At 63.4% G+C, this 16,971-nt stretch carries 15 protein-coding genes; 6 read left to right on the forward strand and 9 right to left on the reverse strand.

What is annotated here, in order from left to right:
* The first annotated feature begins 53 nt into the window (after positions 1-53).
* The 3 genes from NP_RS09900 (at position 54) to NP_RS09910 (ending at position 5,288) form a co-directional block, all read left to right on the forward strand.
* The gene (locus NP_RS09900) at positions 54-2,441 is read left to right on the forward strand and encodes a rhodanese-like domain-containing protein (RefSeq protein WP_011323709.1); all 2,388 of its coding nucleotides are present in this window, start codon (positions 54-56) and stop codon (positions 2,439-2,441) included.
* The gene (locus NP_RS09905; protein WP_011323710.1) at positions 2,441-3,646 is read left to right on the forward strand and encodes a Coenzyme F420 hydrogenase/dehydrogenase, beta subunit C-terminal domain; all 1,206 of its coding nucleotides are present in this window, start codon (positions 2,441-2,443) and stop codon (positions 3,644-3,646) included. Before NP_RS09900 ends, NP_RS09905 begins: the two co-directional genes overlap by 1 nt.
* 223 nt (positions 3,647-3,869) lie before the next feature.
* Entirely contained in the window at positions 3,870-5,288 is a 1,419-nt protein-coding gene (locus NP_RS09910) for a DUF7289 family protein (protein WP_011323711.1), read from the forward strand.
* 5 nt (positions 5,289-5,293) lie between these two features.
* Here NP_RS09910 and NP_RS09915 read toward each other — a convergent pair whose 3' ends face one another.
* The 9 genes from NP_RS09915 to NP_RS09955 all read right to left on the reverse strand — a co-directional run bounded on the left by NP_RS09915 (position 5,294) and on the right by NP_RS09955 (position 14,669).
* Positions 5,294-6,034, reverse strand: coding sequence for a DUF7289 family protein (locus NP_RS09915; RefSeq protein ID WP_011323712.1), 741 nt, complete (start codon positions 6,032-6,034; stop codon positions 5,294-5,296).
* The gene (locus NP_RS09920) at positions 6,031-6,483 is read right to left on the reverse strand and encodes a DUF7266 family protein (protein WP_011323713.1); all 453 of its coding nucleotides are present in this window, start codon (positions 6,481-6,483) and stop codon (positions 6,031-6,033) included. The genes NP_RS09915 and NP_RS09920 overlap by 4 nt, the downstream gene beginning before the upstream one ends.
* Entirely contained in the window at positions 6,476-7,339 is an 864-nt protein-coding gene (locus NP_RS09925; protein WP_011323714.1) for a DUF7261 family protein, read from the reverse strand. Before NP_RS09925 ends, NP_RS09920 begins: the two co-directional genes overlap by 8 nt.
* On the reverse strand, positions 7,327-7,902 hold the full coding sequence (locus tag NP_RS09930) for a DUF7288 family protein (protein ID WP_011323715.1): 576 nt from the start codon (positions 7,900-7,902) through the stop codon (positions 7,327-7,329). The genes NP_RS09925 and NP_RS09930 overlap by 13 nt, the downstream gene beginning before the upstream one ends.
* Before the next feature lie 2 nt (positions 7,903-7,904).
* Complete coding sequence (locus NP_RS09935; RefSeq protein ID WP_011323716.1) at positions 7,905-8,435, reverse strand: DUF7287 family protein; 531 nt, start codon at positions 8,433-8,435, stop codon at positions 7,905-7,907.
* Positions 8,432-10,447 (reverse strand): type II secretion system F family protein, encoded by a 2,016-nt coding sequence (locus tag NP_RS09940; protein ID WP_011323717.1) that lies wholly within the window; start codon positions 10,445-10,447, stop codon positions 8,432-8,434. Before NP_RS09940 ends, NP_RS09935 begins: the two co-directional genes overlap by 4 nt.
* Positions 10,444-12,972 carry a type II/IV secretion system ATPase subunit gene (locus tag NP_RS09945; RefSeq protein ID WP_011323718.1) on the reverse strand — a complete coding sequence of 843 codons (2,529 nt, stop codon included), beginning with the start codon at positions 12,970-12,972 and terminating at the stop codon, positions 10,444-10,446. Before NP_RS09945 ends, NP_RS09940 begins: the two co-directional genes overlap by 4 nt.
* Before the next feature lie 69 nt (positions 12,973-13,041).
* Positions 13,042-14,184, reverse strand: a complete 1,143-nt coding sequence (locus NP_RS09950; RefSeq protein ID WP_011323719.1) for a pyridoxal phosphate-dependent aminotransferase — start codon at positions 14,182-14,184, stop codon at positions 13,042-13,044.
* Complete coding sequence (locus NP_RS09955; protein WP_011323720.1) at positions 14,181-14,669, reverse strand: Lrp/AsnC family transcriptional regulator; 489 nt, start codon at positions 14,667-14,669, stop codon at positions 14,181-14,183. Before NP_RS09955 ends, NP_RS09950 begins: the two co-directional genes overlap by 4 nt.
* Positions 14,670-14,822: 153 nt before the next feature.
* Between NP_RS09955 and NP_RS09960 the strand changes: the two genes are divergently transcribed.
* The 3 genes from NP_RS09960 to NP_RS09970 all read left to right on the forward strand — a co-directional run bounded on the left by NP_RS09960 (position 14,823) and on the right by NP_RS09970 (position 16,933).
* Positions 14,823-15,005 carry a hypothetical protein gene (locus tag NP_RS09960; protein WP_011323721.1) on the forward strand — a complete coding sequence of 61 codons (183 nt, stop codon included), beginning with the start codon at positions 14,823-14,825 and terminating at the stop codon, positions 15,003-15,005.
* A gap of 63 nt (positions 15,006-15,068) precedes the next feature.
* Positions 15,069-16,316 carry an MFS transporter gene (locus NP_RS09965; protein WP_011323722.1) on the forward strand — a complete coding sequence of 416 codons (1,248 nt, stop codon included), beginning with the start codon at positions 15,069-15,071 and terminating at the stop codon, positions 16,314-16,316.
* Positions 16,317-16,351: 35 nt separating this feature from the next.
* Positions 16,352-16,933 (forward strand): MBL fold metallo-hydrolase, encoded by a 582-nt coding sequence (locus NP_RS09970; RefSeq protein WP_011323723.1) that lies wholly within the window; start codon positions 16,352-16,354, stop codon positions 16,931-16,933.
* Positions 16,934-16,971 lie beyond the last annotated feature (38 nt).

The raw sequence follows: 16,971 nt of genomic DNA on the forward strand, positions 1-16,971 counted from the left end.
CAGATGTATCAGAACCAGCCGACAAAAACGCAAACTGAGACCAAGGGGAACCGATGACGCTGGATATCGACACTATCGCTCCCGAAGCGCTTGCGGACGAGCGGGAGCAGTACACCATCGTCGACGTTCGGGAGCCGAGAGACTACCGCGAACTCGGGCATATCCCGGGAGCGGCCAACGTTCCGTTCGAGCGGATTCGGGACCGCAGCACCGACGCCGCGGGCCGACTCCCGACACCGGCGACGGTTCGACAGCAGCTATCGGCTGCCGGTGTCGAGCAAGGGGACCCACTCGTCGCGTATGACAACAGCCGCGGCGTTGAGGCGGCTCGATTTCTGCTAACGGCGGCGGTTTACGGCCACGACGGACCGCTGTATCTCCTTGAGGGTGATTTCGATGTCTGGCAGCACGACAACGAGACGGAACGCGGCCCGGGGCCGGAGGGTTCCTCGGAGTACGGCGCGGTGGCGCTCGATGAGGACGCCATCGTCAACCGTGCGACCGTCGAGGCGGCCATCGACGCGGACGAAGGGGCCGTACTGGTCGATACGCGAACGGCCGGCGAGTACGAGAGCGCCCACCTGCCGGGGGCAGTGCATCTCGGCTGGGAGGCCTTCGTTGACGCCGAAACCGACCGACTCAAGCCGGAGTCGGAGCTGCGGACGCTGCTGGAGAGCCGCGGCCTCTCGTCCGACGACGAGATACTGCTCTACTGTAATACAGCCCGGCGGCTTAGCCACACCTACGCCGTTCTCTCGTCGCTTGGCTACGATGAGGTCCGATTCTACGAGGGCGAACTTACCGGTCTGGTGCGGGCGAACTCGCCCGCGTGGGACCCCCAAGAGCTCTACCACTCAGTGAGGGCGGTCGCCCCGGAAGGGTTCGACGCACTGCCGGCCGAACTCGGTGACGATATCTTCAGCCGCCTCCACCTGCTCGGACTCTACACGACCCGGCAGGACGGCTACTTCATGCTCCGAACGAAGATTCCCGGCGGGCAGCTGACAGCCGAACAGGCTCGCACTGTCGGGCGAGTCGCCGACGAGTTCGCCACCGCGCCGCCGGAACACGGCGGCAGCGAGCAAAACCCCGTCTTCGGTGACGGCTTCCTTGACGTGACAACACGGCAGGGCATCCAGATGCACTGGATTCGCATCGAGGACATGCCCGAAATCTGGGACCGGTTTGAGTCGGTCGGGCTGACGACGATTCAGGCAAGCGGGAACACGCTCCGGAACGTCGTCATCTGCCCGGCAGCGGGAGTCGGCCACGAGACGGTCGACGTTCGCGGGCTCGCGGAGGATGTCGCCGACGCCTTCGAGGGGAGTACCCGGTATGCGAACCTCCCTCGGAAGTTCAAAGTCAGTCTCTCGGGCTGCCACGAAAACTGTGGCCGCGCGGAGCTACAGGACCTCGGATTCGTCCCGGCGGTCAAGGACGGCCGCGACGGCTTTGCTGTCAAGGTCGGCGGCGGCCTCTCCGACGGGCCGCGAGCGGCGACCGACCTCGGCGTTTTCGTTCCACCGGAGCGAGTCGTCGACCTCTCGCTTGCGGCTGCGGACCTGTTTATCGACCACGGTGCGTACCTCGATACTGCAGTCAATCGCTTGAAATACATCGTCGACCGCTGGGGGACCGACCGATTCCGCGAGGAACTCGAATCCTACGTCGAGTTCGAGTTCGAGCCCTACGACGAGCTGTTGACAACCGAGTACCGCGGCGACCACGTCGGTATCCACGAGCAAGCCGATGGGAACCACACGGTTGGGCTGAACCTCCCGACCGGTCGAATCTGCGGCGATGAGCTACAAACGCTCGCCGACATCGCCGAGCGGTACGGCAGCGGCGAGGTCCGGACGACGGCGAACCAGAACCTCGTCGTCCCCGGCGTCCGTGGCGAGGTGCTCGAATCGATGCTCGGCGAGCCGCTGCTTTCGTCGTACAGTCCCGACCCGGGGCCGTTCTCGCGGGGTATCGTCACCTGTACCGGCCGGGAGTTCTGCAAATACGGCGTTATCGAGACAAAGAGCCGCGGCTATCGGTGGGCGAAGGAACTCGACGCATGGCTGGACGACGCCGATATTCCAGAGTCCGCTGTCCCTGAAGCCGTTCGTATTCATATGAGCGGCTGTTCGGCGTCGTGTGCGCAGCCACAAATCGGCGACATCGGGCTGCGCGGCGAAGCCTATCGCGACGAGACCCAAGCCGCACAGGCGGTCGATGTCGGCCTCGGCGGCGACCTCGACCGCGACCAGTTCGTCGACTGGGTCTCCGGCCGCATACCGGTTGGCGAAGTGCCGACAGCGGTAAAACGGGTCCTTCGGCGGTTCGTCGAGACCCGACGGGACGGCGAGACGTTCGCCGAGTGGGCCGACCGGACCGACACCGAACGACTAGACCGAATCGTCACGACAAGCACACACCCACAGGAGGCAGACTGATGTCGAAACGAGCGACACCCGGCGTTCCAAGCGTCGGCAACGACCCGCGGGATAGCATCACTGAGAGCCGAGAGCCGGAAGAGAAAACGTGGTTCAGAGACCTCGATGAAGCTGTCATTGAGGCCGACCGTTGTGTCCAGTGTGGTAGCTGTATGGCGGCCTGTCCTTCTGACTCCATCGGCATCGAGCCCGAGACCGGACGGCCGACGCTGGTCCGGATGTGTACTGGCTGCTCTCGATGTTGGGACTTCTGTCCTCGGAGCGGGCTGCGCTACGAGCGGCTCAACGAACTCGAAGGCGAATCCCCCGACGCCGCCTACGCCGCCAGCGCCGACGACGACCACGAAGGCCAAGACGGGGGCGCGGTGACGGCGCTGCTGGCCGGGCTGTTAGCGGCCGGCGAAATCGATGGGGCGGTCGTCGTCAGCGACGGCGACGACCCGCTCGCCGGTGAAGCAACACTGGCGACGAGTCCCGAAGAGCTGTTCGAAAGCGCCGGTAGCACCTACAGTCAGACGATGCAACTCGGGCAAGTCGACGACCTCGTCGCCGAAAGCGACCTCGTCGACCCCGACATCGCGCTTGTCGGGACGCCGTGTGTGATTCAGGGCGCGGCGGCGCTCGATAGACTGCAGTACGACGACGAGTTGGCGTCGGTGTCTCTAACCGTCTCACTGGTCTGTACGCGGAGCTTTGCGGCCGACAGGCTCCGGTCGCTGCTCGTCGGCAACGGGGTCGATATGGACGATGTCGACAGCCTCGAAGTCGTCGGCGGTGCGTTGACAGCCCGCGATGCTGACGGACATCGGCTGCTGACAAAGGATGTCGAGGCGTTCGACGCCGCGGCTCTCCGCGGCTGTGCCGAGTGTGCCGACGCAGTCGGAAAGGCTGCTGACATCTCGGCGGGCAACGTCGGCAGCCCGGACGGCAAGACGACGCTTCTGGCCCGCACCGACGACGGGACGGCCGCAATCGAAGCCGCTATGGAAGCACTCGACATCGACGAGCTAGACAGTACGGACGCCCTCGATGCCTTCGCCGACTGGAACCGGCGGCAGGCGGAGGCGACGATTCCACGGGAGCGCGACAGTGAGGCGTCGCTTACGGTCACCTACACCGAACACCGGGAGGCCTACGATGGAACCGGCCGTGAACCGGAGCCGCTCAATCCGGCCCGCGTCCACCAGTACGAGGAGTGGTGCTGAGAGCCGAAGCTCGGGGTGAGAGTGTCGAAATCTGCACGACCGAAGTCGGCCGTGCTTGCCCGGTTTCCGCCGCGACGACGGGACAGGGATGTGGTGCCGCCCGCCGGAAACCGGGTGGACATGAACAGGTGTTGTATATAAACTTTCGGTTCGACGGACGGGCCAGCCTCGGCAGCTAACCCGGGCGCGGTATTGATGAGGCTCGGCGACCAACGACGAACGTATGGACGACCGTGCGGTGTCGAACACTGTCGGAATTGTGCTCATCCTCGGCATGACGATAGCCGCGGTGAGCGCGCTCGTGTTCGTTGGCGGAGCGGTGCTCGAAGACACCCGCGCGGACACCGAACAGTCGCAGGTCGAGAGTTCGATGTCGCAGTTCAGCTCCAAGGCGAGCCTCGTCGGGCTCGGCGAATCAGACGCCCAAGAGTTCGCGCTCGGACGGATTACCGACGGACAGGTAACCGTCGAGCCCGATGAAGGACACGTTTTGATGTACGTCGAGGACGCTGAGGGTGACAGAGACGACATCGGCGATGTTTCGCTGGGTGCGATGGTCTACGAGAACGGCGACACCGAAATCGCCTACCAAGGCGGCGGCGTCTGGGAACGGACTGGCGACCACAGCCGGATGGTCTCACCACCCGAGTTCCACTACCGGAGCGAGACGCTGACGTTTCCGATTCTAAACGTCTCCGGGGCCGGAAGCGCCAGCGGCGACGTGCGGGGAGCGGCAACGCGGGGCGATGACCCACGGCAACTCTACCCCAACGTCTCGAAAAACGAAGACTTCGACAATCCACTGACCGATGGGACCGTCTACATCGAAGTCGAGAGCCGGTACTGCGAGGGCTGGGAGTCGTTCTTCAGAGACCGCTCACAAGGTGGGCTCGATGAGACGTGTGACGAGGGCGACTCGGATACGCTCGTCGTCGATTTGACTGCCTCCTTCGAGCCGGCGTTCGGCGCTACTGTCACTGCAAAACAAATTGAAAACGATGGGGCAGAGGTTGATGGGTCGACACGGGAAGGCATCATCGCACCGTCGGCGAGTGACCGCATTGAGCAACGAATCGACGACTGCGAAACCAACGGTTGTCGCGACGATTTCTCATCAACGCTCACGCATGGGACCTACTACACGACTGACGCCGACGACATCGAGAATATCGACATCGACACGACCGACGGAGCGGTCGATATCGTTGTCGATGACTCGGACGGGGTCGACGGTACCGGGTCGATAGATATCGTCGACGGGGACGCGACTGTCTCGCTGTACGTGGGTCCCGGCGGAGAGTTCAGTATGACTGGCGGCAGCGACGAAGTCAATGTCGGCGGTGAGCCAAGCCAGTTCATCACGTATATCCATTCCGACGTGCCGGCGGTACGGATGAATAGCGCAACGTACGTCGGCGGCATCTATGCACCCAACACGGTCATGGAAGGTGACCAAGGTGGTGGTGGCGGCTGTGGTGGTGGCTCAGTCGATGTCACCGGCTCCGTCGTTGTCGAGAACTTCTGCTTCCAAAACGGTGCGTTCACCCACGACGATGATATGAGCGATATCGACGTCGACATCGATGCGAATACCGTCAAGTACCTCCACGTCAGCGAAAACCGGGTTACAATCGACATATAGCCGTCTCAGCCGGCAAACCGCAGTCGCATTCGGAACTGCGGGGCCTCCAGCGACTCCGTCTCGATGCGCAGCACGCCGTCGGCCACGTATTCCCACTCGCTATCCGTATCGGCCTGCCGCTCTAAGTACCGATTCCACGCCGACTGTCGCTGTGAATCGACTTCGATTTCAATTTCGTCAGCGTCCTGCAGGTCCGTCGGGGTAGTCGGCACACGGCTCGTCCGGACGGTCTCGACCTGTACAGTCCCGTCCCTAGAGACGGCTGTCGGACCTGGTGCACGGGTCGTCCCAAGCAACGGGAGCAACGTCCGCTCGCTATGTATCCGGAACGGTGGCTCCCGGACCATCGCCCCGCCGTGGCCGTCGCCGCGGATGATCGCCCCGCCCTCGTATGCGATTTCAGCATCGCCATCGGTGTAGACGAGCGGCGTATAGCGCACGGTGAGGTTCTGGTCCTCAGCAGTGGCGTCGGCATCCCGAACGACGAGTTCTGTCGGCTCGCCGTATCGCAACGTCCCGCCTGCGAGCCGCATCTCTGTCGCCCGGCTTGGCGCGCCGCCGCGGTAGATGTCGTCAGCGTTGTTCGCAAAGACATCGAACGCTCGCTCGGCGTTGTTGAGCTGTTCGGCGCTTTGGCGGTCGTCGAGTGTGGCGAAGCCGACCGTCGTGACAATCCCGATGGTGGCGACAATAAGCGAGAACACGAGCACGTACCCGACGACATCGCTGACGGCGCGGTCGGTCACGACGACTGCACCTCCAGTACGTCCTCGCCGTCATCATAGACAATCGCTACCTGTCCTCCGGAGAGAGTCGTGTTTTCGACCGGCGTTTCGCTCCGGAGCGGGACGGTCACCGTCACCTCTGGATGTGTGCTTTCGAGTTCGATATGACCCGCTGACTCTCCATCGGGCTGCGCGACGGTTATCGAGTAGCTGCCGGCGGCCGTCCGCTGTGGCAGGTCGGTCTGGAGCGTGAGCGTCTCGGTCTCGCCGGCGCGGGCGAGCCGGTCGGCGCTGGCGAGGTCGCCGGCGAGCTGTTGGCCCGCGACGGTGAGTTCGTCGTGGGTGACCTGCTCGGTCTGGCTCTCGATGAGGCTGCCGCCGGCCATCAAAAGCGCCGAAACCAGTATCGCAGCGATGGCGAGGTTGAGCACGTAGCCGACCGTAACCGAAACACCACGGTCGTCAGTCATCGAACTCACCCGGCGCGACAGTCACCCTCGATTCGTAGCTGCGGTCCGGCGAATGGATGCCGACATCGAGTACAACGCTGTAGAGCACCTCGGAAACCTCCGGGGCAGCCGGCTCCGATGTCGTGGCAACAATCAGTTCATACTCCCCATCGACCGTGTCGGCGTTGTCGAAGCCGACAAAGTCATCGTCGAGGTCACTCGACAGCCCGAGCGGACACGGCTTCCCGTCGAGTCGTTCGTCGGTCACGTCGAAGGAAACATCGCCACTGGCGTCGACGCGACAGCGGACCTCACCGTCTACGCTGACCGTCAGGTCGTCGTCGTTCTCAGCGTCGAGGTAGACTTCGAGTTCGCCATCCCCGAGGTCGATATTGAACGGGTCGGGGTCGTCTTCGTCATCGATATCGATAGAATCCATCGAGCCGCGCTCAAGCGTCATCGAGAACGCCCTGACGCCGTCAGCGCCGCTAACACCCCAGTTGTCGATGCCGTCGGATTGCTGGATGTGTCGGCCCTCGGTGAAACCGCTGGTGCCCGTCTCCGTCGTCGCCGCGCGCTGGAGATGTCGCTGTTCGAGCATCGATAGCGACTCCTCGAAGCCGTCTCGGACGTTGCTTTCAATGGTGCCGAAGTCGTCGCCATCCTCGTTCTCCGCCTCGATGAGCCCGCTGGCGACAGACACCGCCCCCTCCTGGTATGCCAGCGGCTCGCTTGCCGCATCCCCGTCTCGGGTCGCCACGTTGTCGGTGTATATGGCGGTGTTGACAAGCAACGCTAAGGCGACAAACAGCACCGCCAGCACGATGCCGGCGACCAAAAGCAACTGGCCGCGGTCGCGGTCTGTCACTTCCGCCATACGACCACCTCCACTTCAATGACGGTGTAGAGTTCGCTGTTGTCGTCGATGTCATCAGCGTAGAACTCGGTGCCGTCCAGCTGTTCGCCTTCGTAGCCGTCGCTTGTCAACTCCGAGCTATCGTACACGCCAAGCGCCCGCGTGGCGGCGACGGCGTTGTCGCTCGGCTCACCCATCCGGACCATCGACTCGGTTCCGACCCCACCGTCCGGCTCCGCGTAGTGAACGTCGATGTTGAACGCAATCTGGCGCTCTAAGAGTGTCTTGTTAAGTGCCTCGCCAAAATCGTTCGGTGGGCCGGCGGCGTAGGTCCCTTGGTCGGGAACACCTTGGAACTCCTCTTCGTCAGGGTCCCAAAAGAGGACCGCCTCCTGCAGCATGCCCTCCCGTTCGGCCGTCGCCAGCAACCCCTCGACGGTCGCCTCTTGTTGGTTCTCGATGTGCTGGTTGGAGGTACTGGCCGAAAGCGGTGTCACTGCGGTCGCCTGTGTCGCAAAGACCAGCCCACCGACGATGAGCACGGCGGCGACGAACGCCTCGACGGTGTGTGCTTGACCACGCATTGTTACCACACCTCTACGGTCATTCGGTACTGGTCGCCCGCGACCGAGACGGTGCGGGTCGCGACGGCGACATCCTGCCGCTGGCTGTCCGGAGCGTTTGTCCACGCGAGGTCGGCGTCGCTGTCGACGTTGTGGCTGTCGTCGATTGCGGTTTCGGGAAGCGTCGCCGGCGATGTGGGTGACGCATCGAGTGGGTGAATCGTCACCGCGGCGTTTCGGTCATCGAGGGCGAGCATCTGTTCTTCGTCATCGAAGTCGGTGCCACAGAACTCCGCAGGGCCGGCATCAAAGAATGCGGCTACACAACCGACAGAGAGCGTTCCGGGTTCGGCCGTCGAGGTGGCGAGCAAGTCACCCGAAAGCGTCGCGGCAGCGTGGTCGGCAACGACGAGTTTTGAGCCGCCCCCACCGGCAAAGGGGTCGAACATCGTCGGCACGTATGCGACAACGAATATCGTCGCAAGCAGGAACACGCTCGTCCCGATGGCGAAATCGAGCGTCGTCTGTCCGCGGTCGGTCGGTACGGAAATCATATGAGCATGAACACCACCAGCGCGAGCGTGGGCAGGACAACGACGAACTTCAGGCTCGCCATGATGCTCACCTCACGAATGTAGCCGGCGATGACGCCGGAGATGATACCTTGCAGGGTGACAGCGTGGAAAAACAGCATCGTCAGCTCGTCGACATCGAGGCCATCGCCGAACTGCCCCGCGCCGGGAGCGTCCTCGGCTTCGGCGGCGCCCGCCTGGTCGACGAGCCCAGCCATCGTATCGAGGAACTCGACTTTGAGCAGCGCCATCACGCCCAAGAGCGTGACGTAGGTCATGATGATGATGACCATCTGCATCCGTGTTCTGGACTTGCGGTTCCGCTCGATGTCGTCTTGGTTCTCTGAGGCCTGTGCGGCCGTCGAAAGCACCTGTGTAATCTGGCTGGAGGCCTCCTGTGCCTTCGAAATGAGCTTTAGTGTCCGGGCGAGCCGTGGGATGTGGTACTTGTTGTTGAACTCCCGCAGCGCCGTCTTGAGGCTGGTCCCGTAGTTGACCTTCGCATACATCACACGGAACTCTTCGGCCAGCCGTCCCGACGAGGTGTCGGCGACGACGCGGATTGATTCCAAAAGCGTCATTCCCGTATCGTTGGCACTGGAGAGTTTCCGGAGGTCATCCGAAAGGGAGTCGGTAATCTTGCGCCGCGAGCGGACGTTCCACTCATAAAAGAGCGTCAGCGGGATGAGGTTGATATACAGCGGGACGTAGACCCAAAAGAACGTCCCCATTACCGGGGCAGCTATCATCCCCTCCAGCGACAGCGGCGCGACGCCGGCGGAGACGGACATTCCGACAAGCACCGCGGACGCCGGCACCGTTATCGCGAGCACCGCCAGCGGGTTGTCGCGGAAGAACAGATGCGGCCGGGCAAGCAGCTGTAGCGTGAGGTGGGTGCCCTCTTTGGTCTCGATTCGGTCGAAGACCGCCCGTCGCCCGGCGTAGTCGGCCGCGAGCCCGAGGTCGAACATCGAGCTGGACTCGTCAGCGACCGCCCCGTCGTCGGCTCGGAGATAGCCGTCCCCGACTTCGTCCTGTACGACCGTCGAGACGAGCACCAAAAATCCGGCCCCAATGAGCGGTATGAGCCCGTATACGGTGCCGTACAGGAGCGCGTCCTGTGCCTCCCCGAGCATCGACATGATGACGACGATGATGATGAGCAACAGCGGGAACAGCGACAGCGTCATGTACATCTCCCCGAAGAGTTCGAGCGTTTCGAGGACGGTCTCCTGTTCCTGCTTGGAGGTCCGCATGTGCTTTTCCTTCTGGTCTTCGAGGAACTGCTCCATGTCGCCCCCGGAGTTGATAATCGAGAGCATGTCGGTGAGGAACTGACTGAGCTCCTCGGAGGGCGTCTGCATCGCCTGGTTCCGGATTGCGGTCCGGTAATCGGTGTCAAAATACTCGGTTTCGAGAACGATAGACTGGAACTCCTGGGAGACTTCGCCGTAGGTGTCGTCGGCGCGCGCCATCGCTTCGAGGATTTCGAGCTGATTGAGGCCGCCGACTGACAGAGCGTACATGAACGACACCGAATCGGAAAGCAGGACGTTGATTTCGCGCTTTCTGGCGTCCGCTTCGAGATACGGCTTGGCGACCATACCGCCGAAGCCGGCGCCGAACCCGATGCTCCCGAAGAACAGCCCGGAGACAGCGATGATGAACGGGAATTTCAGCTCGTTGACGATGCTGAGATACGGCTCCGGAAGCGGCAGGCCGAGAAACGTCGGCGGCGCAGTAAGCACGACCGACACGAGGAGCCAGCCGACGAGCGTGCCGAGTAGCCACAGGAGCAGTCCCGAAAGGATACCGACGCCGAGCGATTTCGAGAGGTAGATTTCGACCGTCTGTGGGATGCGCGCCTCGGCGAGTTTCCGTTCGAGGTTGGCGACGAAGTCGCTGTCGTCGTCGAAGAGCCGCGTGTACAGCGGATAGAAGAGGTCGGCGAGGGCGTCAGTTCCGGCGGTCTGTCGACCGTACTCGAAGCTCATCGGTCTGGGTCGTCGGTGCCGGTCCGACGGATGTCATCGAGGTCCGGCACCGATGTCTCCGCGTCGGTTATCCGCTGTTCGCCACCATCGGCAGAAGCGGAGGCGTCATCCGAAGGCGTGTCTTCATCGTCGACTCTCGACGGCGTCTCACTGCTCTGTCCGATATCGATATCCGTTTCGGGCTCGATATCGAGCGCGTCGGCGACCTCACCGGCTGGCTGGTCGCGGTACTGCTCTAAAAGCGGTTCGGCCGCTTCGAGGGCGGCGGCGGTCTCCTCGCGGAGTGCTTCACCCGGGTCGGGACGTGGAACCATCGCCTCCTTTTCGGGGTCGATATCGATTTGCACCGACTCCATCTCACGGAGGTCCTCAAGCGAGCGTTCGAGGTCGCCGCTGGCGATGAGTGAGATGATAGTGTCGGGGTCGTTAACGAACGCCTGTAGGGTCGCTGCGACCTGCGTGTAGGTGTTGAGCCCCTCATGGATGAGGTACGCGAGGGCGACCTTCCGCTTCCGGAGCTCAGAATCGAGTCGCTGCTGTGTCCAGCCCCGGTCGAAGCGTATCTGCTCCAGCGTGTTCGAGGTTCCCATTTCCAGGAACTGGTCGGTCTCTGCTTGCCACTGGTAGACATCGCGAACGTTTATTTCGTCGTTTTCGGGGTCGTAGTGGTTGATTTCGGTCAGCGACTTGTTCCGGCGGACCTTGTTGCCGCCGACGCGCGTCTGGGTCTGAATCGAGACCAAATCAAGCGCGGTGAACATCGTCTTCGAGACGTTGATGGGGTCGGTTGTGAACCGCTTTATCACCTCGCCGACCGAGTCGGCGTGGAACGTCGTCAGGGTCGTGTGCCCGGTCGACATGACCTGAAACAGCGTTCGGCCCTCCTCGCCGCGAATCTCGCCCATCACGATGTAGTCCGGGCGCTGCCGCAGCGCCGCCTCCAGCAGGTCGAATTCGTCGACATCGCCCTTGTCGCCGTCGCTGAATGACGGTCGGGTGACGCTTGCAATCCAGTTTCGCTGCGGTAGCTCGACCTCGCGGGTGTCCTCGATGGAGACGATTTTCGCCTTGCTCGGGATGAAAAGCGAGACGGCGTTTAGCGAGGTTGTTTTCCCCGACGCGGTGCCGCCGGCGAACACGAGCGACTTGTTGTTCTCGATGCAAAGCCACAGAAACGCCATTTCGTCGAGTGAGAACGTGTTCCAGTTGATGAGGTCTATCGGGGTGAACGGAACGTCCTTGAACTGCCGGATGGTGTAGTTTGTCCCGTGGTCGGAGACCTCGCGGCCGAGCGTGAGCTGCGAACGGGAGCCATCGGGCAGCGTCGCATCGACCTGTGGGCTCCGCTTGGAAATCCCCTTGCCGGAACGCTGAGCAAGCTTGACGACGAACTCGTCGAGTTCGTCCTCACCGTGGTAGACGTTCGTGATGACCTGCTCGTAGTCGGAGTGGTAGACGAAGACAGGCGAGTTGTAGCCGTCACAGGAGATGTCCTCGACGTTAATGTCGTGTTTGATGCCGTCGATGCGCTCGTAGCCGATGAAGTCCCGCTTGAGCATGTAGAGGAGCTTCTCTATCTGGTGGCTCGTCAGCGTCTCGGCGTCCTCTTCGACGACGGCCGGCTCCGGGCGGGCAGAGACCGCCCGCAGGCTGGAGCCACGTTCGGCGTCGTCCGTGTCGGGGGACGCATTGTCACCGCCGTTTGCTTCCCCGCGGTCGCTGGCGTCCTCGTCGTCAGCGTCGCCGAACCCGAACTGCGCCCGAATATCCAGCCCGTCGAAGAGCCCTGCTTCACCGTCGTCGGTGTCGACAAGGGAGGAAAGCGTCGCGACAAGCCCGTCGCCGTTTTCGTCGGGACGAGCCCCGTCGGCATAGAGGTCGTAGCGGTCGAGCAGCGCGTGGGTTTCGGATTCGATAACCGACGCCCGGACATCCTCGCCGCCATGAACGACGGTCTCGTCGCTGGAGTACTTGATGGCGGTTTTCAGCTTGCCGGCCAGAAACTCACGGAGGTCGTCCTCAATCGGCGACAGATGCGGTTCGACGAGGTAGTACTTCTTTTCGTTTTCTTTCTCGGAGTGGAATATAATGACGAAGGCGTACGGCTCGTTGACCCAGTAGCGGTCGACCTCGCGGAAGTGCTGTTTCTTTTCGTCGGGGACCGCCTTCTCGAGGTCATAGCGGGTCGTAACGGTCGCTGCACCGCCGTCAGTCGTAAAGAATTCCGCCTCATCGACATCGGGGTCGACGCGGACGGTCCGTCGGTTCGCAGCCTCGGCGACCGTCTCGGCTGCTATGTGTGCCACACCGAGCCGTCCGTCAGCGTCACGTGGGTCGAATCCGAGATACGATTCGGGGGAAAACGGCGCATCGGCGTCGCTGTCGTGGAACTCGCGTCGAAAGTCGTCCCAGTCGTAGGTGCCGACAGTCGCCGACTGTGTGCCGTTGTCGTCGGCTTCCGGCGCCGCTGGACCGGCGTCTGATGCCGCTCCCCCGTCGTCGCCCTCCCCCTCGTCGACGGCCATTGTGTTTCGGTTCGGTGTCTCGCTGAAAAAGACTTCTGCCCTAATCGAGCGCTGATTCGGGCGATTCAGCTACGAAACGAACCGTTCGAGGCGGTCCATCGCTTCCCGTAGCTCGTCGAGACCGGTTGCATAGGAAGCCCGGAGGTGACCCGAAGCGCCGGCCCCGAAGGCATCGCCGGGGACCATCGCAACCTGTTCGGCCTCAAGCAGGTCTTCGGCGAACTGGCCGGCATCGTCGCCGGGACACTTGGGGAAGACATAGAAGGCACCCGTCGCCTCGAAGCAGTCGATACCCATCTCCTCGAACCGCGAGAGCACGAAGTTCCGTCGGCGGTCGTACTGGTCGCGCATCTCTTCGACATCCTCTCGGCAGGTCTGCAGCGCCTCGATGGCCGCGTGTTGGGCGGTCGTCGGCGCCGAAAGCATCGTGTACTGATGGATGCGGTTCATCGCACTGATGACGTCGGCGGGACCCAGTGCGTAGCCGAGCCGGAGGCCGGTCATCGCGTAGGCCTTCGAGAAGCCGTTGAAGACGACGGTCCGCTCGCGCATGCCATCGAACTCGGCGATTGAGACGTGGTCGCCGTCGTAGGTGAGGTCGGCGTATATCTCGTCGGCCAACACGTCGACGTCTTCCTCCCGACAGAAGGCGGCAACCTCGGCCAGCTCCTCGCGGTTCATCGTCGCACCCGTTGGGTTGTTCGGATAACAGTAGACGAGCAGGTCGGCCTCGTCGGCCCCCTCCTCGTAGAGGACCTCCTGTGTCAGCTTGAATTCGTCTTCGGCGCGGGTCGGGACATCGAGCACCTCGCCGCCGGCGAAGGTAACGCCCGGCGTGTAGGAGACATAACAGGGCTGGACGACGGCGACGGTGTCGCCCGGGTTGACGAGCGCCCGGAACGCGAGGTCGATGGCCTCGCTTGCGCCCGCGGTGACGAGAATCTCGTCGTCGGGGTCATACTGGAGATTCCAGCGGCGGACATCGTCGGCAATCTCTTCCCGGAGTTCCCGTTTGCCGCGGTTTGCCGTATAGGATGTTCGGCCGCGCTCCAGCGAGCTAATGGCCGCCTCACGGGCCGCCCACGGGGCCGAGAAATCCGGTTCACCGACACCGAGGGAGATGACATCGTCCATCTCTTCGGCGAGTTCGAAGAACCGGCGGATGCCCGATGGCGGCACGTCGGCGACTCGGTCGGACGGCTCCAGCGTCATGGCGTCACCGAGAGCCGGTCGTCGTCGGTGTCGTCGTCGAACCGATAGCCGCCCTGCTTGTAGTTCTCCATGATGTAGTGGGTGACCGTCTGAGTGATTTCGGGGACAGGAGCGACCTTGTCGCTGATGAACTTCGAGACCTCGCGCATGTTTTCGCCTTCAACTTCGAGCGCGAAGTCGTAGTCGCCGGAGACGAGCCGCAGGTCCTGTATCTCCGAGAAGCCGGCGAGGCGCTCGGCGACATCGCGGTAGCTCGTCTCGCGGTCGAGCGTAACGTTGAGTTCGACGTGGGCACGGACTCGCTCGTCGCCGGCAGCGTCCCAGTCGACGACGGCCGTGTATCCCTGGATGATGCCCTCCGCTTCGAGTTCCTCGATCGTCGCTTCGACCTCGTCCTCGTCGGAGTCGGTCAGGCGGGCGAGGTCAGCCGTCGAATACCGGGCGTTCTCGCACAACAGTTCCAGCAGTTCGTCGGCGCGGTCCATACATAATAGGGCGGGAGCGCGGACTAAAACGTTGCGAGGACCGACCCGCGGTCGCCTAATATCACGGTCGTTCGTGTTCGTCGGCATATTAGGACATGGGTTGGTATATTATCTCTCGATACTATTATAATCCCGAACACCGATAGTGGAGGTATGAACCAACACGCGATGCGGACGGCGATGGCGCTCTACGAGAACGGCACACTGACAGCCGAAGCGGCCGCACGACAGGCTGGCGTCTCTGTCGACCGGCTGAAGCGCGCCGTCCGCCGGGCCGGCGGCTCGACGCCGTCCCCCACCGTCGACTCCGGACGCCCCCGGGTCAGCGCCGACTAACGACCGACACCGACAGACAGCGAAACCGAACCGGCTTACACGGAGGGCGGCAAACGCCCGCCCGTGACATCGCGGGAAGCCACGTCCGTCATCGGTCTCGTTTCCGGCTCACACGTCGTCAACCACGCGTATCTGCTTTTGTTCGCTCCCGCGTTTCCTCTCCTGAGCGCCGACCTTGACGTCTCCTTGGCCGCGCTTGGGGTCGCACTCGGCGTCGTCAACGTCGTTGTCACCGTCTTCCAGTTGCCGCTGGGCTACGTCTCCGACAACTACAGCCACGGGGCAGTACTGGTCGGGAGCCTCGCTGTCGGGACGGTCGGCTGTGCGCTCGCGGCGGTCGCCCCCGACTACTGGTGGCTGCTCGGGGCTGCTGCTGTCATGGGCCTCGGCGTTGCCGGCCACCACCCCGCCCACTATCCGCTCATCTCGGCGGCCACACCGGACGGCTTCCGGTCTCGTGCCTACAGCGCCCACGGCTTCGCCGGGGCGCTTGGGCTGGCGTTGCCCTTTGCCGTCGTGCCGGCATCGGTCGCGGTCGGCGGCGGCTGGCGGCTCGCGTTCGGCGCTATCGCGGCGCTCGGCGCGGTCTACACGCTCGTCGCCGTCGCCGCTGTCCGGCGGCTCCCCGAGAGCGTTACCCGCGCCGGCGCGCTCGCAAACGACGGGGCGATGGACCGACTCCCGGCAGAGACCCGCCGCGAGCGGCTCCGGCGGGTCATCGGACGGGTCCGCGGCTACGGACGGACGCTTCTGGCTGCGCCGCTTGTGTTGCTGTTGGCGGCGCTGTGGTTTGTCAACAGCGTCGCTGCGTGGGGTGTCAGAGCGTATGCCGCAACGCTCTTGGAGGGGAGCTACGGACTCGCCCCCGAACCCGCCAGCCTCGTCGCCAGTGCGATGCTCGTCGTCGGTGCAGTCGTACTGCTCGGTGGCGGGTACGTTGCGGACAAGATCGGCCCGATGCCGATGCTGTTTGTCGGCTACGGCAGCCTTGTCGTTTTGGCGACGCTCGTTTCCTCGGCGCTTTTGCCGGTCGCCGCCGCCGTCGGCGTCGTGTTGCTTTTGGCGGCCACTATCGATATCTCCCGGCCGGCGCGGTCGACACTGACAGACCTCGCGTCGGAACGGAAAGATGTCGGCAAGAACTTCGCGGTCATCACACTCGGCGTCTCCGCGGGCGGGGCTGTCGCACCGCCGGCGTTCGGCTACGTCATCGACGCCGCCAACACCGGCGTCGCGTTCCTTGTTGTCGCCGCTGTTGCCGCGCTGGCGCTGGCGCTTTCGGTCGCCGTGGGCCGTCTCGCCGGCCAGTAGAAAGGCACAAAGCCGGCGACCGGCTACGGCCGGCCATGACCGTCCGGAACATCGCGCGCGGTATCCGCTCGTTTACCAGCAATGCGTTCCTCGTCGACGGCGAGCGGACCGTCCTCGTAGACACCGGCAACGACTTCGACGCGGTCTCGAACGTCGATGCGGCGACCGGCGACCTCGATGCGGTCGTGCTGACACACACCCATCCCGACCACGTCGGTAACGTGCCCGCTGTCGTCGAAGCGTTCGATGTCGAGGTCTGGGGGTACGACGGCGACCACGACCTCGTCGACCACGAGGTCGGTGATGGCGACACGGTCGACATCGGAGACCACCCGTATGAGGTGCTGCATACGCCGGGCCATAAGGAAGACCACGTCTGCCTGTATGCTCCGACGGCGGCGACGCTTTTCGCCGGTGACCTCGTGTTCGCTAACGGTGGCTTCGGCCGCACCGACCTCCCCGAAGGAGACCGAGACCAGCTCATCGAAAGCATCGAGTACCTGCTCGATGCCGTCGACGAGTCGCTGTCGACGATGTACGTCGGCCACGGTCCGACGGTCGATGCCGACCCCAGACACCACATTGAGCTAGCCCACGGGGCTGCACGGATGCGGTAGCTCCTAGCCGCCTAGTAGGGTACGACCGCAGAGACCGT

This window comes from Natronomonas pharaonis DSM 2160 (genome assembly GCF_000026045.1).
GTDB classification, from domain to species: domain Archaea; phylum Halobacteriota; class Halobacteria; order Halobacteriales; family Haloarculaceae; genus Natronomonas; species Natronomonas pharaonis.

What these genes read in the sequence shown, in the direction of transcription:
- NP_RS09920 (WP_011323713.1), bottom strand. Translation starts at nt 6,483, where the DNA reads ATGACTGACGACCGTGGTGTTTCGGTTACGGTCGGCTACGTGCTCAAC.
- NP_RS09935 (WP_011323716.1), bottom strand. Translation starts at nt 8,435, where the DNA reads ATGATTTCCGTACCGACCGACCGCGGACAGACGACGCTCGATTTCGCC.
- NP_RS09925 (WP_011323714.1), bottom strand. Translation starts at nt 7,339, where the DNA reads ATGGCGGAAGTGACAGACCGCGACCGCGGCCAGTTGCTTTTGGTCGCC.
- NP_RS09970 (WP_011323723.1), top strand. Translation starts at nt 16,352, where the DNA reads ATGACCGTCCGGAACATCGCGCGCGGTATCCGCTCGTTTACCAGCAAT.
- NP_RS09955 (WP_011323720.1), bottom strand. Translation starts at nt 14,669, where the DNA reads ATGGACCGCGCCGACGAACTGCTGGAACTGTTGTGCGAGAACGCCCGG.
- NP_RS09900 (WP_011323709.1), top strand. Translation starts at nt 54, where the DNA reads ATGACGCTGGATATCGACACTATCGCTCCCGAAGCGCTTGCGGACGAG.
- NP_RS09945 (WP_011323718.1), bottom strand. Translation starts at nt 12,972, where the DNA reads ATGGCCGTCGACGAGGGGGAGGGCGACGACGGGGGAGCGGCATCAGAC.
- NP_RS09940 (WP_011323717.1), bottom strand. Translation starts at nt 10,447, where the DNA reads ATGAGCTTCGAGTACGGTCGACAGACCGCCGGAACTGACGCCCTCGCC.
- NP_RS09930 (WP_011323715.1), bottom strand. Translation starts at nt 7,902, where the DNA reads ATGCGTGGTCAAGCACACACCGTCGAGGCGTTCGTCGCCGCCGTGCTC.
- NP_RS09905 (WP_011323710.1), top strand. Translation starts at nt 2,441, where the DNA reads ATGTCGAAACGAGCGACACCCGGCGTTCCAAGCGTCGGCAACGACCCG.
- NP_RS09910 (WP_011323711.1), top strand. Translation starts at nt 3,870, where the DNA reads ATGGACGACCGTGCGGTGTCGAACACTGTCGGAATTGTGCTCATCCTC.
- NP_RS09950 (WP_011323719.1), bottom strand. Translation starts at nt 14,184, where the DNA reads ATGACGCTGGAGCCGTCCGACCGAGTCGCCGACGTGCCGCCATCGGGC.
- NP_RS09960 (WP_011323721.1), top strand. Translation starts at nt 14,823, where the DNA reads ATGAACCAACACGCGATGCGGACGGCGATGGCGCTCTACGAGAACGGC.